General features: G+C 72.2%; 11 protein-coding genes. 7 read left to right on the forward strand and 4 right to left on the reverse strand.

Annotated features, from left to right (window positions below; all coding sequences use genetic code 11):
* Nucleotides 1-2 precede the first annotated feature (2 nt).
* Nucleotides 3-1514: an ABC transporter substrate-binding protein gene (locus tag QNO09_RS06470; protein ID WP_283969073.1), complete on the reverse strand. Its 1512-nt coding sequence runs from the start codon at nucleotides 1512-1514 to the stop codon at nucleotides 3-5.
* A gap of 205 nt (nucleotides 1515-1719) precedes the next feature.
* On the opposite strand from QNO09_RS06470, the gene QNO09_RS06475 reads away from it, so the two are divergent.
* From QNO09_RS06475 to QNO09_RS06485, 3 genes are all read left to right on the forward strand, one after another.
* Nucleotides 1720-2568: an oxygenase MpaB family protein gene (locus QNO09_RS06475; protein WP_283969074.1), complete on the forward strand. Its 849-nt coding sequence runs from the start codon at nucleotides 1720-1722 to the stop codon at nucleotides 2566-2568.
* 64 nt (nucleotides 2569-2632) lie between these two features.
* Nucleotides 2633-4864 (forward strand): serine/threonine-protein kinase, encoded by a 2232-nt coding sequence (locus tag QNO09_RS06480; protein ID WP_283969075.1) that lies wholly within the window; start codon nucleotides 2633-2635, stop codon nucleotides 4862-4864.
* Nucleotides 4865-4925: 61 nt separating this feature from the next.
* A complete protein-coding gene (locus QNO09_RS06485) occupies nucleotides 4926-6503 on the forward strand; it encodes a phytoene desaturase family protein (RefSeq protein WP_283969076.1) in 1578 nt (525 codons plus the stop codon).
* A gap of 4 nt (nucleotides 6504-6507) precedes the next feature.
* Here QNO09_RS06485 and QNO09_RS06490 read toward each other — a convergent pair whose 3' ends face one another.
* Nucleotides 6508-8289, reverse strand: coding sequence for a serine hydrolase domain-containing protein (locus tag QNO09_RS06490; protein WP_283969077.1), 1782 nt, complete (start codon nucleotides 8287-8289; stop codon nucleotides 6508-6510).
* 209 nt (nucleotides 8290-8498) lie between these two features.
* Here QNO09_RS06490 and QNO09_RS06495 point away from each other — a divergent pair, with 209 nt between their 5' ends.
* The 4 genes from QNO09_RS06495 to QNO09_RS06510 all read left to right on the forward strand — a co-directional run bounded on the left by QNO09_RS06495 (nucleotide 8499) and on the right by QNO09_RS06510 (nucleotide 13781).
* Complete coding sequence (locus QNO09_RS06495; RefSeq protein ID WP_283969078.1) at nucleotides 8499-9611, forward strand: NAD(P)H-dependent flavin oxidoreductase; 1113 nt, start codon at nucleotides 8499-8501, stop codon at nucleotides 9609-9611.
* Entirely contained in the window at nucleotides 9608-11158 is a 1551-nt protein-coding gene (locus tag QNO09_RS06500) for an acyl-CoA synthetase (protein ID WP_283969079.1), read from the forward strand. Before QNO09_RS06495 ends, QNO09_RS06500 begins: the two co-directional genes overlap by 4 nt.
* Before the next feature lie 227 nt (nucleotides 11159-11385).
* A complete protein-coding gene (locus tag QNO09_RS06505; protein WP_283969080.1) occupies nucleotides 11386-12888 on the forward strand; it encodes an acyl-CoA synthetase in 1503 nt (500 codons plus the stop codon).
* 59 nt (nucleotides 12889-12947) lie between these two features.
* Complete coding sequence (locus QNO09_RS06510) at nucleotides 12948-13781, forward strand: alpha/beta fold hydrolase (RefSeq protein WP_283969081.1); 834 nt, start codon at nucleotides 12948-12950, stop codon at nucleotides 13779-13781.
* Nucleotides 13782-14087: 306 nt separating this feature from the next.
* Here the strand turns inward: QNO09_RS06510 and QNO09_RS06515 are convergent, their stop codons facing one another.
* Together QNO09_RS06515 and QNO09_RS06520 are read right to left on the reverse strand one after the other, a co-directional pair.
* Nucleotides 14088-15950, reverse strand: coding sequence for an alkaline phosphatase family protein (locus QNO09_RS06515; protein WP_283969082.1), 1863 nt, complete (start codon nucleotides 15948-15950; stop codon nucleotides 14088-14090).
* Between the two features lie 113 nt (nucleotides 15951-16063).
* Nucleotides 16064-17683 carry an acyl-CoA synthetase gene (locus QNO09_RS06520; protein WP_283969083.1) on the reverse strand — a complete coding sequence of 540 codons (1620 nt, stop codon included), beginning with the start codon at nucleotides 17681-17683 and terminating at the stop codon, nucleotides 16064-16066.
* Nucleotides 17684-17745: the final 62 nt, after the last annotated feature.

Consider the following 17745-nt stretch of genomic DNA (forward strand, 5'->3'; position numbering starts at 1 on the left):
GGCTACTTCAGGCGCGTGTCGACATCGATCAAGGACCGCTCGCGCGGGTCGAGGACCACGCCCTCGACGTCGTCCGCGATGCCCTGCACGGCCTGCTCGTGGACCAGCGGCACCACCGCGTCGGTGCGCAGGATCTCCGCCTCCGCCCGCATCGTCTTCTCCTGGCGGCTCTCGGTGTCCCGCTCCGCGGCGGCGGCCCGGATGGCCTTGTCCACCGCGGCGTTCTTCAGGCCGGCGATGTTGTAGACGCCCTCGCTGGTGAAGTCGCTGGCGAGGTAGTCGACCGCGTCGCCGGTGTCGAGGAGCGTCACCCGCGAGAAGACGAGGGCATCGTACTTCCCGGCGAGCAGGTCGGCCTCCATCTGGGTGTACTCGCGCACGTCCTGCTTCACGGTGAACCCGGCCTTCTCCAGCTGCTGCTGGAGCACGGACGCCGCCTCGGGAAACTCGGCCCGGTTGGTGTAGGTGGCCAGCCGAAGTGTCTTGCCCTTGGTGCCGGCCTTCACCTCGGCGGCGGTCGTGGCCTTGGTACGGCCCGTCACCTCGACGCGCTTGTCGGCCGCCCACGGGACGGCGGGCCCGAACAGGCCCTGCGCGGGGTCGGCGTATCCGCCGAAGACGGAGTCGACCAGGGCGGAGCCGTCGACGGCCTCGCGGGCGGCGGCGCGCAGCCCGGCGTCGGTGAACAGACCGCTGCCGGTGTTGAGGATCAGGCTGTCGGTACGCACCGAGGGGACCTCGTGCCGGGTCGCCTTGTCGAGCAGTTTCGCCTGGGCGGTCGGGATCCACTCGGCGATGTCGGTCTCGCCGCCGCGCAGCGCGTTGGCACGGGCCGTCCCGTCCGCGATCCAGCTGACGTCGATGCCGGGCGCCTTCGCCTGGCCACCCCAGTAGCCGTCGAAGCGGTCGAGCGTCGCCTTGGCCTTGCCGTTCAGCCGGGTGATCTCGAACGGACCCGTGCCGGTGCCGACGGGGCTGACGGCGCCGTCCTTCGCGTACGCCTTCGCCGACAGGATCGCCAGCGCGGGGCTGGCCAGCCTCAGCGGCAGCACCGGGTCGGGCGACTTGGTGGTGAGCGTGACGGTGTCGGCGTCCTCGGCCTTGGCGGTCAGTGACACGTCGCTCAGGACGCGCGGCTTGGGCTTGGCCGCCCCGGCGTGCTCGAGCGCTGTGACGACGGCCTGGGCGGTGAGCTCGGTGCCGTCCTGGAACTCGGCCTTGCGCAGCTCGAAGGTCCAGGTGGTGTCGCCGTCCTGCTTCCAGGACTTCGCCAGGGCGGGCTTGGCCGTGCCGTTCTTGTCGAGGGCGGTGAGGCCCTCGGCGACGGACAGCTTGCTCAGCACGGTGGCGTCGTTGCTGTACGGGGACAGCGCCTGCACCGGCGGCACGGCCAGCGCGACCCGCAGCCGCCCGCCCGATCCCGCGCCGGTGTCGCTGTCGCCGGATGCGAAGCAGCCGGCCAGCAGAGGGGTGAGAGCGAGCGCCGCTATGAGGCCGCGGGAGGTGGTGCGCATGTCGGATCCTGTCGTGCGAGAGGTCGGGCAGGCCGCTGCGGCCCAGGCCGGGCTTGATCGGCGACCTCAGCATATAAGGGGAGCCTTACCAAACCGTCAGTCGGGTAGGTGAAATTGCAACGAATGGACGGCCGTGAGTCGAACCGGGGCCTCTCGACCTGCTGTTCGAGCTGTGCCATCGTGGGCGCCGGGCGGAGGTGAGGCGATGAGCGGCGCGGACCCGGGGCTCTTCGGTCCCGAATCGGTGACCTGGCAGCTTCACAGCGACCCCATGATGTGGATCGCGGGTGTCCGGGCGCTCTACTTCCAGGCCCTGCATCCCCGCGCGGTACGCGGAGTCACGCAGAATTCCGACTTCCGGCGGGACGCCTGGGGCCGGCTGTTGCGCACCGCCGGCTTCGTCGGAACGACGACCTACGGCACCACCGAGGCCGCCGAGCGTGCCGGTGCCAGGGTCCGCAAGATCCACCGCATGCTGAGCGCGACCGACCCGGACACCGGCGAGCGCTACGGTGTCGACGAACCCGCGTTGCTGATGTGGGTGCACTGCGCCGAGATCGACTCCCATCTGCACGTCGCCCGCAGGTCCGGATTCCGGCTCACCGACGCCGAGGCCGACCGCTACATCGCCGAACACCGCCGCAGCGCACGCCTGGTGGGCCTGAATCCCGACGCCGCACCGGCGAACCGGGCCGAGATGGCCGAGTACTTCGAGAAGACGCTCCCGGATCTGGCCGCCGGACCCGAGGCACGCGAGGTGGACGACTTCCTGCTCCGCCCGCCGACGCACCCGCTCCTCATACCGGCGCGCGAGGCGCTGTGGCGGCGCGTGGCGCACCTGGCGTACGCCTCCTTGCCGCCGTACGCCCACGAGTTGTACGGCAGACCGGCCCCCGCACCCGCCACCGTCACCCGGCAACTGCGCCTCACGGGCCTCCTGCTGCGCCGCGTTCCCGCACGTCTGCGGTGGCAACTCCCGCCCAAACACATCCTGCGGGCCGTGGCGAGGCTCGGCCCGGACGCGCGTCCGGCACCGTACAAACTCGGACGATAGGCCGCCATACTGGGTGGATCAGGGACGGGCGGGCGAACGGCTACCGGGGGGAGCGTCGCGCGACATGGGGGACAGCAGGCTCATCCACGGCCGGTACCGGCTGCTCGATCTGATCGGGCGCGGTGGCATGGGCGAGGTGTGGCGGGCGCGGGACGAGTCCCTGGGCCGGCACGTCGCCGTCAAGTGCCTCAAACCGCTGGGCCCGAACCACGACCACGCCTTCACCCGCGTGCTGCGGGAGCGGTTCCGCCGCGAGGCCCGGGTCGCCGCCGCGCTCCAGCACCGGGGCATCACCGTCGTGCACGACTTCGGCGAGTCCGACGGCGTCCTCTACCTCGTCATGGAGCTGCTGAACGGCCGCAATCTCAGCCAGCTTCTGGAGGACAACGAACAGCACCCGCTGCCGGTGGCGGATGTCGTGGAGATCGCCGAGCAGGTCGCCGCCGCCCTCGCTTACTGCCACGAACAGGGCATCGTCCACCGGGACCTGAAGCCCGCCAACATCGTCCGGCTCGGCGACGGCACCGTGAAGATCTGCGACTTCGGCATCGCCCGCCTCGGCCACGACATCGGCTTCACCTCCCGGCTGACCGGCACCGGCATCGCCATGGGCACCCCGCACTACATGTCCCCGGAGCAGATCAGCGGCACCGAGGTCGACCAGCGCAGCGACCTCTACTCGTTCGGCTGTGTGCTGTACGAGATCGCCACCGGCGTACCACCCTTCGACCTCGACGACGCGTGGGCGATCCTCGTCGGCCACCGCGACACCCCGCCCCGCCCGCCGCGCGAGCACCGCGCGGAGCTGCCCGCATACCTGGAGCAGGTCGTCCTCGACCTGCTCGCCAAGGAACCCGCGCAACGACCCGGCGACGCCCGCGAGCTGGCCCGCCGGATCAGCGCCCACCGGGCCGCGCCGGACTGTGTGTCGGCCGTCGCGGCGGGTCGCCCGGCCTCCCACGTGCCGGTGGGCGCGGGCCGCCTGCCGTCCTGGACCCGCGGCATGACCACCGGCCACAAGGCCACCGGCACGGGGCTGCGCACCGCACCGCCCGACCCGGCCTCCGGGCTGTCCGGTGAGTGGATCGCACGACCCGCCACCGGCCCCGTCGTCGACGAACCCGTCCCCGCGCGGCGGCCCGCCCCACCCACGGACGTCCTGACCGCCCTGGCCGGCCGGCACAACGCGGGCCTGAGCCTCGGCCGCCTGGGCCGCTGGGCGGAGGCGGGCGAGGTGCACCGGGCCGTCGCCGCCGAACGCGAACACCTCCTCGGCCCCGACCACCCCGACACCCTCGCCAGCCGCTACGAGGTCGCCTTCACGCTCAGCCGCACCGGCCGCGCCGCGGACGCCCTGCGCGCGTACAAGCACGTCACCGAGGCCAGGATCCGCACCCTCGGCGCCGACCACGCCGACACCCTGGCCGCCCGCCAGGAGATGGCCTACGTCCTCGGCCAGCTGGGCCGCCCCTTCGACGCCCACCGCGTCTACACGTCGGTGCTCACCGCCCGGGAGCGCATCACGGGCCCCGACCACCCCGACACCCTGCGCTGCCGCCACAACCTGGCCTTCAACCTCAGCCGTCTCGGCCGCCTGGAGGACTCGTACCGCATGGCCCGCGAGGTGGCGGCGGCCCGCGCCCGCGTGCTCGGCCCGGACCACCCCGACACGCTCGTCACCCGCTACGAGGTCGCCTACGCGCTCGGCCAGCTGGGCCGCTGGCCGGAGGCGCTGGAGACCTACCGCGAGGTCGTCGCCGCCCGCCGCCGCGCCCTCGGCGCCGACCACCCCGACACCCTCGCCGCCCGGCACGAGATCGGCATCAGCCTCGGCCGCCTGGGCCGCAGCGCCGAGGCCCTCGACCTCTACGACGCCCTCGCCGAGGACCGCGCCCGCGTCCAGGGCCCCACCCACCCCGAGACCCTGCGCGCGCGCCACGGCCGCTGCGTCAACCTCGGCCGGCTGGGCCGCTGGGAGGAGGCCCTCGCCGAATCCCGCGAGGTGGCCGCCCTCCGCGAACAGGTCCTCGGCCCCGACCACCCGGACACCCTGGTCAGCCGTCGCGAGGTCGCCGTCGGCCTCGGCTGGCTGGGCCGCTGGGCCGACGCGCTCACCGAGTACCGCAGGGTGGCCACCGCCCGCGCGCACGTCCTCGGCGCCGACCACCCCGGCACCCTCGCCAGCCGCAACGACGAGGCCCACTGCCTGGAACAGCTCGGCCGCGGCGCCGAGGCGATGGCCCTGTACCGAAGAGTGGCGGCCCTGCGGGAGCAGCGGGCCGCTGTCGGGCGCTGACCCCCGCCGAGCAGGCAGGCGCCGTCTGGCCGACCTCGATCACCCCGTGTTACCAAGAATCATGACCGCACCCGAGGGACCCCGCGCACACCGCACGTACGACGCCGTCATCGTCGGCGGCGGCCACAACGGCCTGGTCGCCGCCGCCTACCTGGCCCGGGCGGGCCGCTCCGTGCTGGTCCTGGAGCGGCTGGACCACACCGGCGGCGCGGCGGTGTCCACCCGGCCCTTCGCCGGAGTCGACGCCCGACTGTCCCGCTACTCGTACCTGGTCAGCCTGCTGCCCAAGAAGATCGTCCGGGACCTCGGCCTGGACTTCCGCGTCCGCACCCGGACCGTCTCCTCCTACACACCCGCCGAGCGCGACGGCAGGCCCACCGGCCTCCTCGTCGGCGGCGGGGAACGCCGTACCAGAGAGGCCTTCGCCCGCCTCACCGGCTCCGACCGCGAGTACCGGGCCTGGCAGGAGTTCTACGGCATGACCGGCCGCGTCGCCCGGCGCGTCTTCCCGACGCTCACGGAGCCGCTGCCCACCCGTGCGGAACTGCGCCGCCGCCTCGACGACGAGGAGGCCTGGCGGGTGCTGTTCGAGGAACCGATCGGCAGCGCCGTCGAGGAGCGCTTCGAGGACGACCTGGTGCGCGGCGTCGTCCTCACCGACGCCCTCATCGGCACCTTCGCCGACGCCCACGACCCCTCCCTGAAGCAGAACCGCTGCTTCCTCTACCACGTCATCGGCGGCGGCACCGGCGACTGGGACGTGCCGGTCGGCGGCATGGGGGCCCTCACCGACGCACTCGCCGACACGGCACGCGCGGCGGGCGCGGTCCTCGCCACCGGCCACGAGGCGCTGCGCGTCACCACGGACGGCCGAACCGCCGAGGTCACGTATCGCACGGCCGACGGCGAAGGCACCGCCGCCGCCCGGCACGTCCTGGTGAACGCCTCACCGCAGGCCCTGGCGGAACTGACCGGCGACCCGTCCCCGGCCCCCGCCGAAGGCGCCCAACTGAAGGTCAACATGCTGCTGAAGCGGCTGCCGCGGCTGCGCGACACCTCCGTCGACCCGCGCGAGGCCTTCGCCGGCACCTTCCACATCGCCGAGGGCTACGAGCAACTCGCCACCGCCCACGCCCAGGCCGCCGCCGGCGACCTGCCGGCCGTACCGCCCTCGGAGATCTACTGCCACTCGCTCACCGACCCGACCATCCTCGGGCCCGGCCTGGCCGAGCAGGGCTACCAGACGCTCACTCTCTTCGGCCTGCACACCCCGGCCCGCCTGTTCGCGCGCGACAACGACGCCGTACGGGAGGACCTGCTGAAGTCCACCCTCGCTCAGCTCGACGCCCACCTGGCCGAACCCCTCGCCGGCTGCCTGGCCACCGACGCGGACGGCCGCCCCTGCATCGAGGCCAGGACCCCGCTCGACCTGGAGCGGGACCTCCGCCTGCCCGGCGGCAACATCTTCCACCGCGAGCTGAGCTGGCCCCACGCCCAGGACGGCACCGGACGCTGGGGCGTGGAGACCGGGCACGCCAACGTCCTGCTGTGCGGGGCGGGCGCGGTGCGCGGGGGCGGGGTCAGCGGGGTGCCCGGGCACAACGCGGCGATGGCGGTGCTGGAGAACACCCCCGAGTGAGCCCTCAGTCGGCCGACGGCGCCCACCCCACCGCTTCGACGCGGGACGCGTCCACCGGGCGTGCCTCGTCGAAGAGGACGCCGTCGGCCGCCTCCACGCGCAGCCCGTCCACGTAGGCCCCGCGGCCGACGTACAGCCGGTCCGTCGCGTACCGCCAGCGCAGGGTGAGCTCCCGCGCGGCGGGGACGTCCGCGGTGAGCCGGTGCCGGACACGGCCGGACCAGCCGGTCACCGAGCCCGTCGGGTGCCACTCGGGATCCTGACCGCGGCGGGACGTCGTGAAGGGCACCGGCTGCCAGCTCGTGCCGCCGTCGGCCGTGGCCTCCAGGACCAGGACGTCGGCCGTGGGTTCGGTGTCCCACCACAGCCCGCAGCGCAGCCGGGCCCGGCCGGACGAGGTGTCGAGCGCGGGGAGGGTGAGCGTCGCCGCGGCGGAGACCGCCATGCCGGAGAACCAGGCCCTGCGACCCCGCACCGGCCGGACCGGGACGGCCCGCGCCAGCTGGTTCGCGGCGGCCACCCGGGGAGCCGACCCGGATCGCCACCCGCGCACCGGGTGCACCGAGTTGCCCAGGACGACGAGGAACGAGTCGGTGGTCGGGTCGAGCACCAGCGAGGTGCCCGTGAAACCGGTGTGCCCGGCGGTGCGCGGCGTGGCCATCGCGCCCATGTACCAGTGCTGGTAGAGCTCGAAGCCGAGGCCGTGCTCGTCCCCCGGGAAGGCGGTGTTGAAGTCGGTGAACATCAGCTCCACCGACTCGGGCGTCAGGATCCGGGCCCTGCCGTAGACACCGCCGTTGAGCAGCGTGCGGCCGAGGACCGCCAGGTCCCAGGCGTCGGAGAACACGCCCGCGTGTCCCGCGACACCGCCGAGGGCGAAGGCGTTCTCGTCGTGCACCTCGCCCCAGACCAGACCCCGGTCCAGGCCGGACCAGGGTGCGCGCGCGTCCTCCGTGGCCGCGATCCTCGGCCGCCACGAGGCGGGCGGGTTGTACCGGGTGCGGCGCAGACCGAGCGGTGCGGAGATCTCCTCACGGAGCAGGACGTCCAGGGTGCGACCCGTGATCCGTTCCAGCACGAGCTGGAGCGAGATGAGGTTCAGGTCCGAGTACAGGTACGCCGTGCCGGGCGCGCTGACCGGCGCCTCGTTCCAGATGAGCCGGAGTTTCTCCTCGTGGGTCGGCGCGCTGTACAGCGGGATCCAGGCGCGGAACCCCGAGGTGTGCGTGAGGAGCTGGCGGATCGTGATGTCCTGCTTGCCCGCGCGTGCGAAGTCCGGCAGATAGGAGGCGACTTTCGCCTCCAGCTCCAGCGCGCCCCGCTCCGTCTGCTGCACGGCGAGGATCGAGGTGAACAGTTTCGACACCGACGCCAGGTCGAAGACGGTGTCCTCGGCCATGGGGATCTGCTCGCCGGGCGGGAACTCGATGCCGGTGTCGGTCTTCTCGTCGTAGGCCCGGTAGCGCACCGCCATGCCGATGGGCCGGTGCAGCGCGACCGTGCCGCCGCGTCCGGCGAGCAGGACGGCCCCCGCGTACCAGGGATGCTTGGGGGAGGGGCCGAGGAACGCCTCGGCGTCGGTCACGAGTTGACGCAGGTGGGAGGGGAGCAGCCCGGCTCGTGCGGCGGAGCCGTGCCGCAGGGTGGGGCGGTGGCCGGTCGCCGGCGGGGCGGCCTCGGCGGGCCCGGCGGGCCACGCGGCGAGGGCGAGCGCACCGCCCAGGGCCAGTCCCGCTCTGCCCACGTGACGCCGGGTCGGTTCGCCTCTCGCCGGTTCGTCGGCCACCGCGTACCCCTTCGCCTCAACCGCCTCCGATGTCCCGGGAAGTATGTCCCCCGCGCGCCGCCGTGAATCCGGCGGAGCACCCTCACCGGCATCCCGCACGGGAACACCCGCACGGGACGCGCATGGGACCCGCATGGGCCACCCAAAGAATCTGACGGAGCATCAGAAAGGCCCTTCCGTCCTTCGGAGGACTCCGGCATCCTGCGCCCATGCAGACGGAGCTGAGCCAGACCCTGGGAATCGAGCACGCCGTCTTCGGCTTCACGCCGTTCCCCGCCGTCGCCGCGGCCATCAGCCGGGCCGGTGGCTTCGGCGTGCTCGGCGCGGTCCGCTACACCGCCCCCGACGAGCTCAAGCGCGACCTGGACTGGATCGAGGCACACGTCGACGGGCGGCCGTACGGCCTGGACGTCGTCATGCCGGCGAAGAAGGTCGAGGGCGTCACCGAGGCCGAGGTCGAGGCGATGATCCCCGAGGGGCACCGGCAGTTCGTCCGGGACACCCTCGCCCGACACGCCGTGCCGGAGCTCGCGGAGGGCGAGGCGGCCGGCTGGCGCATCACCGGCTGGATGGAGCAGGTCGCCCGCAGCCAGCTCGACGTGGCCTTCGACTACCCGATCCGGCTCCTCGCCAACGCCCTCGGCTCCCCGCCCGCCGACGTCATCGCCCGCGCCCACGACCGGGACGTCCTCGTCGCCGCACTCGCGGGCAGCGCCCGGCACGCCCGCAAGCACCGGGACGCCGGGATCGACATCGTCGTGGCACAGGGCTACGAGGCGGGCGGCCACACGGGCGAGATCGCCTCGATGGTGCTCACCCCCGAAGTCGTCGACGCCGTCGCCCCGCTGCCCGTGCTGTCCGCGGGAGGCATCGGCAGCGGACAGCAGGTGGCCGCCGCGCTCACCCTCGGCGCTCAAGGCGTGTGGCTGGGCTCCGTGTGGCTGACCACCACAGAGGCGGACCTGCACTCACCCGCCCTGACGCGCAAACTCCTCGCGGCCGGCTCCGGCGACACCGTCCGCTCCCGGGCGCTGACCGGCAAGCCCGCACGCCAGTTGCGCACGGAGTGGACCGACGCCTGGGACGACCCGGCCGGGCCCGGCACCCTGCCCATGCCGTTGCAAGGACTTCTGGTCGCCGAGGCCGTCTCACGCATCCAGAAGTACGAGGTCGACCCACTGCTGGGCACACCGGTCGGCCAGATCGTCGGGCGGATGAACAGCGAACGCAGTGTCCAGGCCGTCTTCGACGACCTCACCCGCGGCTTCGAGCAGGCCGTGGACCGTGTCAACCGCATCGCCGGAAGGAGCGGCCAGTCGTGAGCGCACCCCCCGCGGGCTTCTGGGCCCAGGCCACCGAGAACCCCGGCCGCCCGGTGCTCGTCGCACCCGACGGCGAGGAGTGGACCGCCGGACGCCTGCACGCCGCCGCCAACCGGCTCGTGCACGGCCTGCGCGCGGCCGGTCTCGAACGCGGCGACACCTTCGCGGTGGTCCTGCCCAACGGCGTCGAGTTCCTCACCGCGTACCTCGCGGCCAGCCAGGCCGGGCTCTACCTCGTCCCCGTCAACCACCACCTGGTCGGTCCGGAGATCGCCTGGATCGTCTCCGACTCGGGCGCCAAGGTGCTCCTCGCCCACGAACGCTTCGCCGAGGCGGCCCGCCACGCCGCCGACGAGGCCGGCCTGCCGGGCACCCACCGCTACGCGGCGGGCCGGGTCGAGGGCTTCCGCCCCTACGCCGAACTCCTCGACGGGCAGCCCGAGTCGGCGCCCGCGGACCGCACCCTCGGCTGGGTCATGAACTACACCTCGGGCACCACCGGCCGTCCCCGCGGCATCCGCCGCCCGCTGCCCGGCAAACCCCCGGAGGAGGCGTACCTCGGCGGCTTCCTGGGCATCTTCGGCATCCGCCCGTTCGACGACAACGTGCACCTGGTGTGCTCACCGCTTTACCACACGGCCGTCCTTCAGTTCGCCGGCGCGTCCCTGCACATCGGCCACCGGCTGGTCCTCATGGACAAGTGGACACCTGAGGAGATGCTCCGCCTCATCGACGTCCACCGCTGCACCCACACCCACATGGTCCCCACTCAGTTCCACCGCCTGCTGGCCCTGCCCGACTCGGTCAAGGAGCGCTACGACGTCTCCTCCCTGCGGCACGCCATCCACGGTGCCGCGCCCTGCCCCGACCATGTGAAACGGGCCATGCTCGACTGGTGGGGACCTTGTGTGGAGGAGTACTACGCCGCCAGCGAGGGCGGCGGCGCCTTCGCCACGGCCGAGGACTGGCTGAAGAAGCCCGGCACCGTCGGCAAGGCCTGGCCCATCAGCGAACTCGCGATCTTCGACGACGACGGCAACCGGCTCCCGCCCGGCGAACTCGGCACGGTGTACATGAAGATGAACACCGGCGGCTTCTCGTACCACAAGGACGAGGCCAAGACCCGCAAGAACCGCATCGGGGACTTCTTCACCGTCGGCGACCTCGGCCACCTCGACGAGGACGGCTACCTCTTCCTGCGCGACCGCAAGATCGACCTGATCATCTCCGGCGGGGTCAACATCTACCCCGCCGAGATCGAGTCGGCCCTGCTCGCCCACCCCGCCGTCGCGGACGCCGCCGTCTTCGGCATCCCGCACGACGACTGGGGCGAGGAGGTGAAGGCGGTCGTGGAACCGGCCCTCGGACACCGGCCCGGACCGGCCCTCGCCGCCGACCTCCTCGACCACTGCGCCCACCGGCTCGCCGGGTACAAGCGGCCCAGGAGCGTCGACTTCATCACCGAGATGCCCCGCGACCCCAACGGCAAGCTGTACAAGCGGCGGTTGCGGGAGCCGTACTGGCAGGGCCGGACGCGTCCGGTGTGAGACTCCTGAACGGGACGTCTCGGACGGCTGCGCATCGTTTCCTCCCACGTCGTCGAGGAAAAGGGGTGTCGCAGGTGAAAACCTGGTTCGAACGTCCGTTGGCTTCATGACTGCGGACGCCGCCCAGGAGCGGCAGGGTTGCTCACCGGCCGGCCGGCCCGCCCGCCGCGGTCCGTGCGATCCGGGGTCCTTGACCTCCCCGGGCGGTGAACCGAGGATCATGTGTCATGACGACGCCCGGACACGGCAGCACGGTCGACCAAGTCCTGCGGCGCAGCGCCCGGCGCACACCGGCGCGCGTCGCGGTGGAGTACGCCGATCGCACTTGGACGTACGAGGAACTCGACACCGCCGTCTCCCGCGCGGCGAGCGTCCTCCTCGGCCAGGGACTCTCCCCGGGCGACCGGGTGGGCGCCTACGGCCACAACTCCGACGCCTACCTGATCGCCTTCCTGGCCTGCGCCCGCGCGGGCCTGGTGCACGTACCCGTCAACCAGAACCTGACCGGCGACGACCTCGTCTACCTCATCGCCCAGTCCGGCAGCTCCCTGGTCCTCACGGACCCGGACCTGGCAGCACGACTGCCGCCCGGCGTACGGACGTTGCCGCTGCGCGACGCGGACGACTCGCTGCTCGCGCGGCTGCCCGGAGCACCCTCCCACGACGGCCCCGAGCCGCACACCGAGGACCTCGTCCAGCTGCTGTACACCTCCGGGACGACGGCTCAGCCCAAGGGCGCGATGATGACGCACCGCGCCCTGGTGCACGAGTACCTGAGCGCGATCACCGCACTCGACCTCAGTGCGGGCGACCGTCCCGTCCACTCCCTGCCGCTCTACCACTCGGCGCAGCTGCATGTCTTCCTGCTGCCCTACCTCGCCGTGGGCGCGACGAACATCATCCTCGACGCACCCGACGGCGACCGGCTCTTCGACCTGATCGAAGCGGGCCGCGCGGACAGCCTGTTCGCACCCCCCACCGTCTGGATCGCCCTGTCCAACCGTCCCGACTTCGCCACCCGCGATCTGAGCGGTCTGCGCAAGGCCTACTACGGTGCGTCGATCATGCCGGTCCCGGTACTGGAACGGCTGCGGGAACGTCTGCCGGGCCTTGCCTTCTACAACTGCTTCGGACAGAGCGAGATCGGGCCCCTGGCCATGGTCCTCGCGCCCGACGAACACAAGGGCCGTATGGACTCCTGCGGCCGGACGGTCCTGTTCGTCGACGCACGTGTGGTCGACGAGAACGGCGAGGACGTACCCGACGGCGCCCCCGGCGAGATCGTCTACCGCTCCCCGCAACTGTGCGAGGGCTACTGGGACAAGCCCGAGGAGACCGCCGAGGCCTTCCGCGACGGCTGGTTCCGCTCCGGCGACCTCGCGGTACGCGACGCGCACGGCTACCACACGATCGTCGACCGGGTGAAGGACGTCATCAACTCCGGTGGCGTCGTCATCGCCTCACGCCAGGTCGAGGACGCGCTGTACACCCACCCCGGCGTCGCCGAGGCCGCGGTCGTGGGCCTGCCGGACGAGCGCTGGATCGAAGCGGTGACAGCCGTCGTCGTCCCGCGCGGCGAGGTCTCGGAGACGGAACTGATCCACCACGTCCGCGACAGACTCGCCCCCTTCAAAGCGCCGAAGCGGGTGGTGTTCGTGGACGAGCTCCCGCGCAACGCCAGCGGGAAGATCCTCAAACGGGAGCTGAGGAACGACCTCGGGAACGAGTGACGCGCCCGGCCGGGCAACCCGGTTGTGCCGGACCGGCAGCGGGCTCCAGGATCGACGCCATGCCGACCTTCAGTGCCCCGGACGGAACCCGGCTCACCTTCCATCCGCGTGGTCGCGGTGAACCGCTGATCGTGCTGCCCGGCGGCCCCATGCGGGCCTCGGCCTACCTCGGAGACCTGGGCGGACTCGACGCCCACCGGCGGTTGGTGCTGCTCGACCTGCGCGGCACGGGGGAGTCCGAGGCGCCCGCGGATCCGGCGACATACCGCTGCGACCGGCTCGTCGAGGACGTCGAGGCGTTGCGGCTCCATCTGGACCTGGAGCGGATGGATCTGCTCGCCCACTCGGCGGGCGGGAGCCTCGCCATGCTCTATGCGGCCCGGTACCCGCAGCGGGTGGGACGGCTGGCGCTGGTCACCGCCATTCCGCGGGCCCTGGGGTGGCCGGCGACGGCCGGGGACCGGCTGGCCGCAGCCCGGCAGCGGGCGTCGGAACCCTGGTTCGCGGACGCGTTCCCCGCGTTCGAGGCCTGGCTGGACGGCACGGGTGACTTCGACCCGGTGTTCCTCCCGTTCTTCTACGGGCGCTGGGACGACATCGCGCGCGGCCACGCCGACCGCGAAGAGGCCGAGACCAACGATGCCGCGGCGGATGCCTACGGTGCCGACGGCGCCTACGATCCGGAGGCGACGCGCGGTGCCCTCGCGCGGCTGACAGCGCCCGTCCTGATCCTGGCCGGGCAAGTCGACGGAGGCCCGAACCCGTCCCTGGCCCGGCGGAGCGCCGACGTCTTCCCGGCAGCCGAGTTCGCGGTGCAGCCGGGTGCGGGACACTATCCCTGGCTCGACGACCCGGAGTGGTTCGCGCGGCGCGTGGCCGCCTTCTTCTCCTGACCGGTGCGTCACGCGCTTGTGCCGTCGGCGGGATGGCCCTGACCGTGGCGCGCCCCTCGCCTACCGGTCTCCTGACGGTGCGGCACGCGCCTGTGCCGTCGGCAGGAGGGCTCCGGCCGTGGCGCCCCGGGCCCTACCGGTCTCCTGACCGGTGCGGGACGCCCTTGTGCCGTCGGCAGCACGGCCCCGGCCGTGGCGGCGCTCCTCGCCTACCGGGCCGACGTGGTGGGCCACTCGCCCGGCGGCGCCTTCGCCTACCTGCTCGTTCCCGGCCGAGGGAGTTCCCCGCGGTCGTGGAGGAGTTCCTCAGCCCTGCGGACCGTACGCCGTCATGAAACGGTCGCGGAACAGGTCCATGCCCCACCGGGGCGCGTCCCCGGCCGGCTTGAGGCCGTCCGTCCAGCCCCAGTCGGCGACCCGGTCCAGAACCTTCTTGTCGTGGGCGACGATCGTCACCGGCACGTCCTTGCCGGTGTCGCCGGCGGTGACGGTCGGCACCGGCTGGTGGTCACCGAGGAAGACCAGCACCGTGTCCTCGTCGCCGTAGCGCTCGACCCACTCGGTCAGACTGCGGATCGAGTAATCGATCGCGCGCCGGTACTCGGTGCGGACCTTCTCCGGGTCCTTCCAGACCTCCGCGGGGTCGGTGCCCTCCTTCTTGATCCGGTGGAACACCGAGCCGTCGCCGAGGTCGTTCCAGTCGATCATCCGGGCGATGGGGGACCAGGGGTTGTGGCTGGAGGCCAGGATGATCTCCGCCATGATCGGCTCACGGTCCTTCTTGCCGTGCTCCAGGCGCTCGAAGGCCTCCATCGTGAACTGGTCGGGGACGGGCGTCCAGCTGAAGTAGGGGCCGTGGTAGCCGAGGTGCTCGGAGTCGTAGATGTGGTCCAGGCCGAAGAACTTCCCCTCCGGCCAGGCGCGCCGCACACCGGGCACGATGCCGACGGTCCGCCAGGCACCCGTCTTCCCGAAGTACTTCGTCAGCGTCATGCGATCGCTGGTGGTCAGACTGCGGTACCGCTGCTGGTTCTTGATCCACAGCCCGGACAGGAAGGTCGAGTGGGCCAGCCAGCTGCCCGCGCCCGTCACCGGCGACCGCAGCCAGCCGCTGCGCGACTCGAACCCGGCCGCCTTCAGCCTGCCGGTGCCCTCCTTGAGTACGGCGTCGGTCTGCCGTGCCATCGCCGGGTCGTCGATCGCGACCCGGCCGTAACTCTCGACGAAGGTGAACAGGACGTCCTTGCCGCGCAGTCCCGTGAGCAACTGGTCGGGCGGGGTGTTCGCGAACGCGTCCACCGAGGCCTGCTTGTCGAAGATCCGGGCGTCCTGAAGTCCCGTCCGCACCGCGTCCACACGGTTGCCGATGAACTCGGCGTTGCCCTTGGTGGCGATCGGCACGGTGCCGATCTGCACGCCCAGGGTCATGCACGTGATCCACGCCGTGCCGAGGATCAGCACCGTGCGGCCGGCGGCCGGCCGGTGCCGGGCCATCAGGTTCGTCAGCCGCACCACCGCGAGCGTGGTGAGGAGGAGCAGCGCCACGAACAGGACGATCACCCCGGCCACGGCCAGTACCTGTCCGGTCCGGCCGAACGTCTCCCGGAGGAAGTCCGTCGCGTGCTCGATCAGGATCCAGTCCAGGACCAGGTCGAACGGCCGGGCCAGAATCTGGTAGAAGCCCATGTCGACGAACTTCAGGACCGTGACGAGCCCCAGGAACACGCCCGTGAGGACCGCCGTGATCCGCCGGGGCTTCGGCGGCAGCGCGAGCAGCAGCCCGGCGAGCAGCACCCCCTCGGCGGGGATGCGGACGAACGAGGCGAACTCGACGCGCTCGATCCGGTTCGGCATGAGCAGCGCGAACAGCACCAGCGCACCGGCCAGAACGGTCGTCCCGATGGAGACGCCGCGTGCCGTACGCGGGTGGCGACGCCGCCAGCCGAACCAGCCGGGCTTCACCGCGCCGGACGGCGTCGCCTCCGGCGTCCGCTCGGAGGAGGACTCCTGTGCCGGGGGAGCGATCTCCGGGCCGTCCGTGGGGGCGTTGTCCTTCGAAACCTCCGTCGAGGTGCCGTCCTCCGCAGTCGCCGTCCCGGTGCCGTCCTCCGGTTCCGCCCTGCCCCCGGTCGTGTCCGAAAGCTGACGGGAGCGAGTGAAGAGCGACACCCGGTGGTCCTTCCGTGCGGTCTTGCCGGCATGCGAACAGGACTCGGGTGAGCGAGCCTGCCATCACCAGTACGTCCGCACGTCACCTTAGGTTCAATAGGCCGGGCGGAGAATCACCGGTCAGCCGTCACCGCGACCTCGCGCGCCCATCGGTAGTCCGCCTTGCCGCTCGGCGACCTCCGGATCGAGTCGGTGATCACCAGCCGGCGCGGGATCTTGTATCCGGCGAGCCGGTCACGGCAATGGGCCTGTATGTCCTGCAGCGAGGGCCGCGGTGCGCCCGTGCGCAACTGCACCACCGCCGCCACACGGTGGCCCCACCGGGGATCCGGCACCCCCGCCACCAGCGCGTCGTAGATGTCCGGGTGGGACTTGAGGGCCTGCTCGACCTCCTCCGGGTACACCTTCTCGCCGCCGGTGTTGATGCACTGCGAGCCCCGGCCCAGGACGGTGACCACCCCCTCCTCGTCGACGGTGGCCATGTCGCCGAGCAGCACCCACCGCTCGCCGTCCCTCTCGAAGAAGGCCCCGGCGGTCTTGGCCGGGTCGTTGTAATAGCCGAGCGGCACGTGTCCGCACTGGGCGATCCGGCCCACCTCACCGGCTGCCACCGGTTCGTACGTCGCCGGGTCCACCACCTGCGTGCGGGCGTTGACCCGCACCCGGAAGCCCCGCTCCGGCCCCGAGTCCTCGGTCGCCGTCCCGTTGAAGCCCGACTCCGACGAGCCGAAGTTGTTGAGCAGCATGGCGTTCGGCACCAGCTCCTGGAACTGCCGGCGCACCGTGTCCGACATGATCGCGCCGGACGACGAGACACTGAACAGCGACGAGCGGTCGATGTGCCGCAGCGGGCCGCTCAGCGCGTCGATCAGCGGTCGCAGCATCGCGTCGCCCACCAGCGAGATGCTGCTGACCTTCTCCTTCTCCACGGTCCGCAGCACCTCCTCGGGCACGAACTTGCGGTGGATCACGACCCGTTGCCCGAAGTGGAAGGCGATGAAGGCCGTGAGGGTGGAGGTGCCGTGCATCAGCGGGGCCGTCGGGAAGAAGGTGATCCCCGCACCGCCGGCCGCGACCCGCTCGGCGAGCTCCTCCGGTTTCTTCACCGGCTCCCCGGTCGGCGCGCCTCCGCCGAGGCCCGCGAAGAACAGATCCTCCTGCCGCCACATCACCCCCTTGGGCATCCCGGTCGTGCCGCCGGTGTAGATGATGAACTGGTCGTCGGCCGAGCGGGCGGGGAAACCGCGCTCGGCCGACCCCGCTGCCTCCACCTGTGCGAACTCCACACAGGGCACCGCGGCGGCGCCCGGCGCCGGAGTGCCCACCCGGATCAGATGCCGCAGCTTCTCCACCCGGGGGCGCGCCGCCGCCACCCGGTTGGTGAACTCCGCGTCGAAGACCAGCGCGACCAGGTCGGCGTCCCGGTAGAGGTACACCAACTCCTCTTCCACATAGCGGTAGTTGACGTTGACCGGGACGATCCGCGCCTTCAGGCAGCCCAGGACCGTCTGCAGGTACTCCACGCCGTTGTAGAGGTGGAGCCCGAGGTGCTCACCGGGGCGTATCCCGCTGTCGAGCAGGTGGTGGCCGACGCGGTTGGCCGCCGCGTCCAGCTCCGCGTAGGTGAGGCGGCGCTCCGCGCCCGTGCCGGGATGGTCGGCGTACACCAGCGCCTCACGGGCGGGGACGACGTCGACGACCGACTCGAACAGGTCGGCAAGGTTGTACTCCACCGCTCCTCCTGACCCCGGGCGTGCCTGGCATCGGACGGTTCGCCGGTCATCAGAGCAAAGGG

This window comes from Streptomyces sp. 378, from assembly GCF_030124145.1.
Classification (GTDB): Bacteria; Actinomycetota; Actinomycetes; order Streptomycetales; family Streptomycetaceae; genus Streptomyces.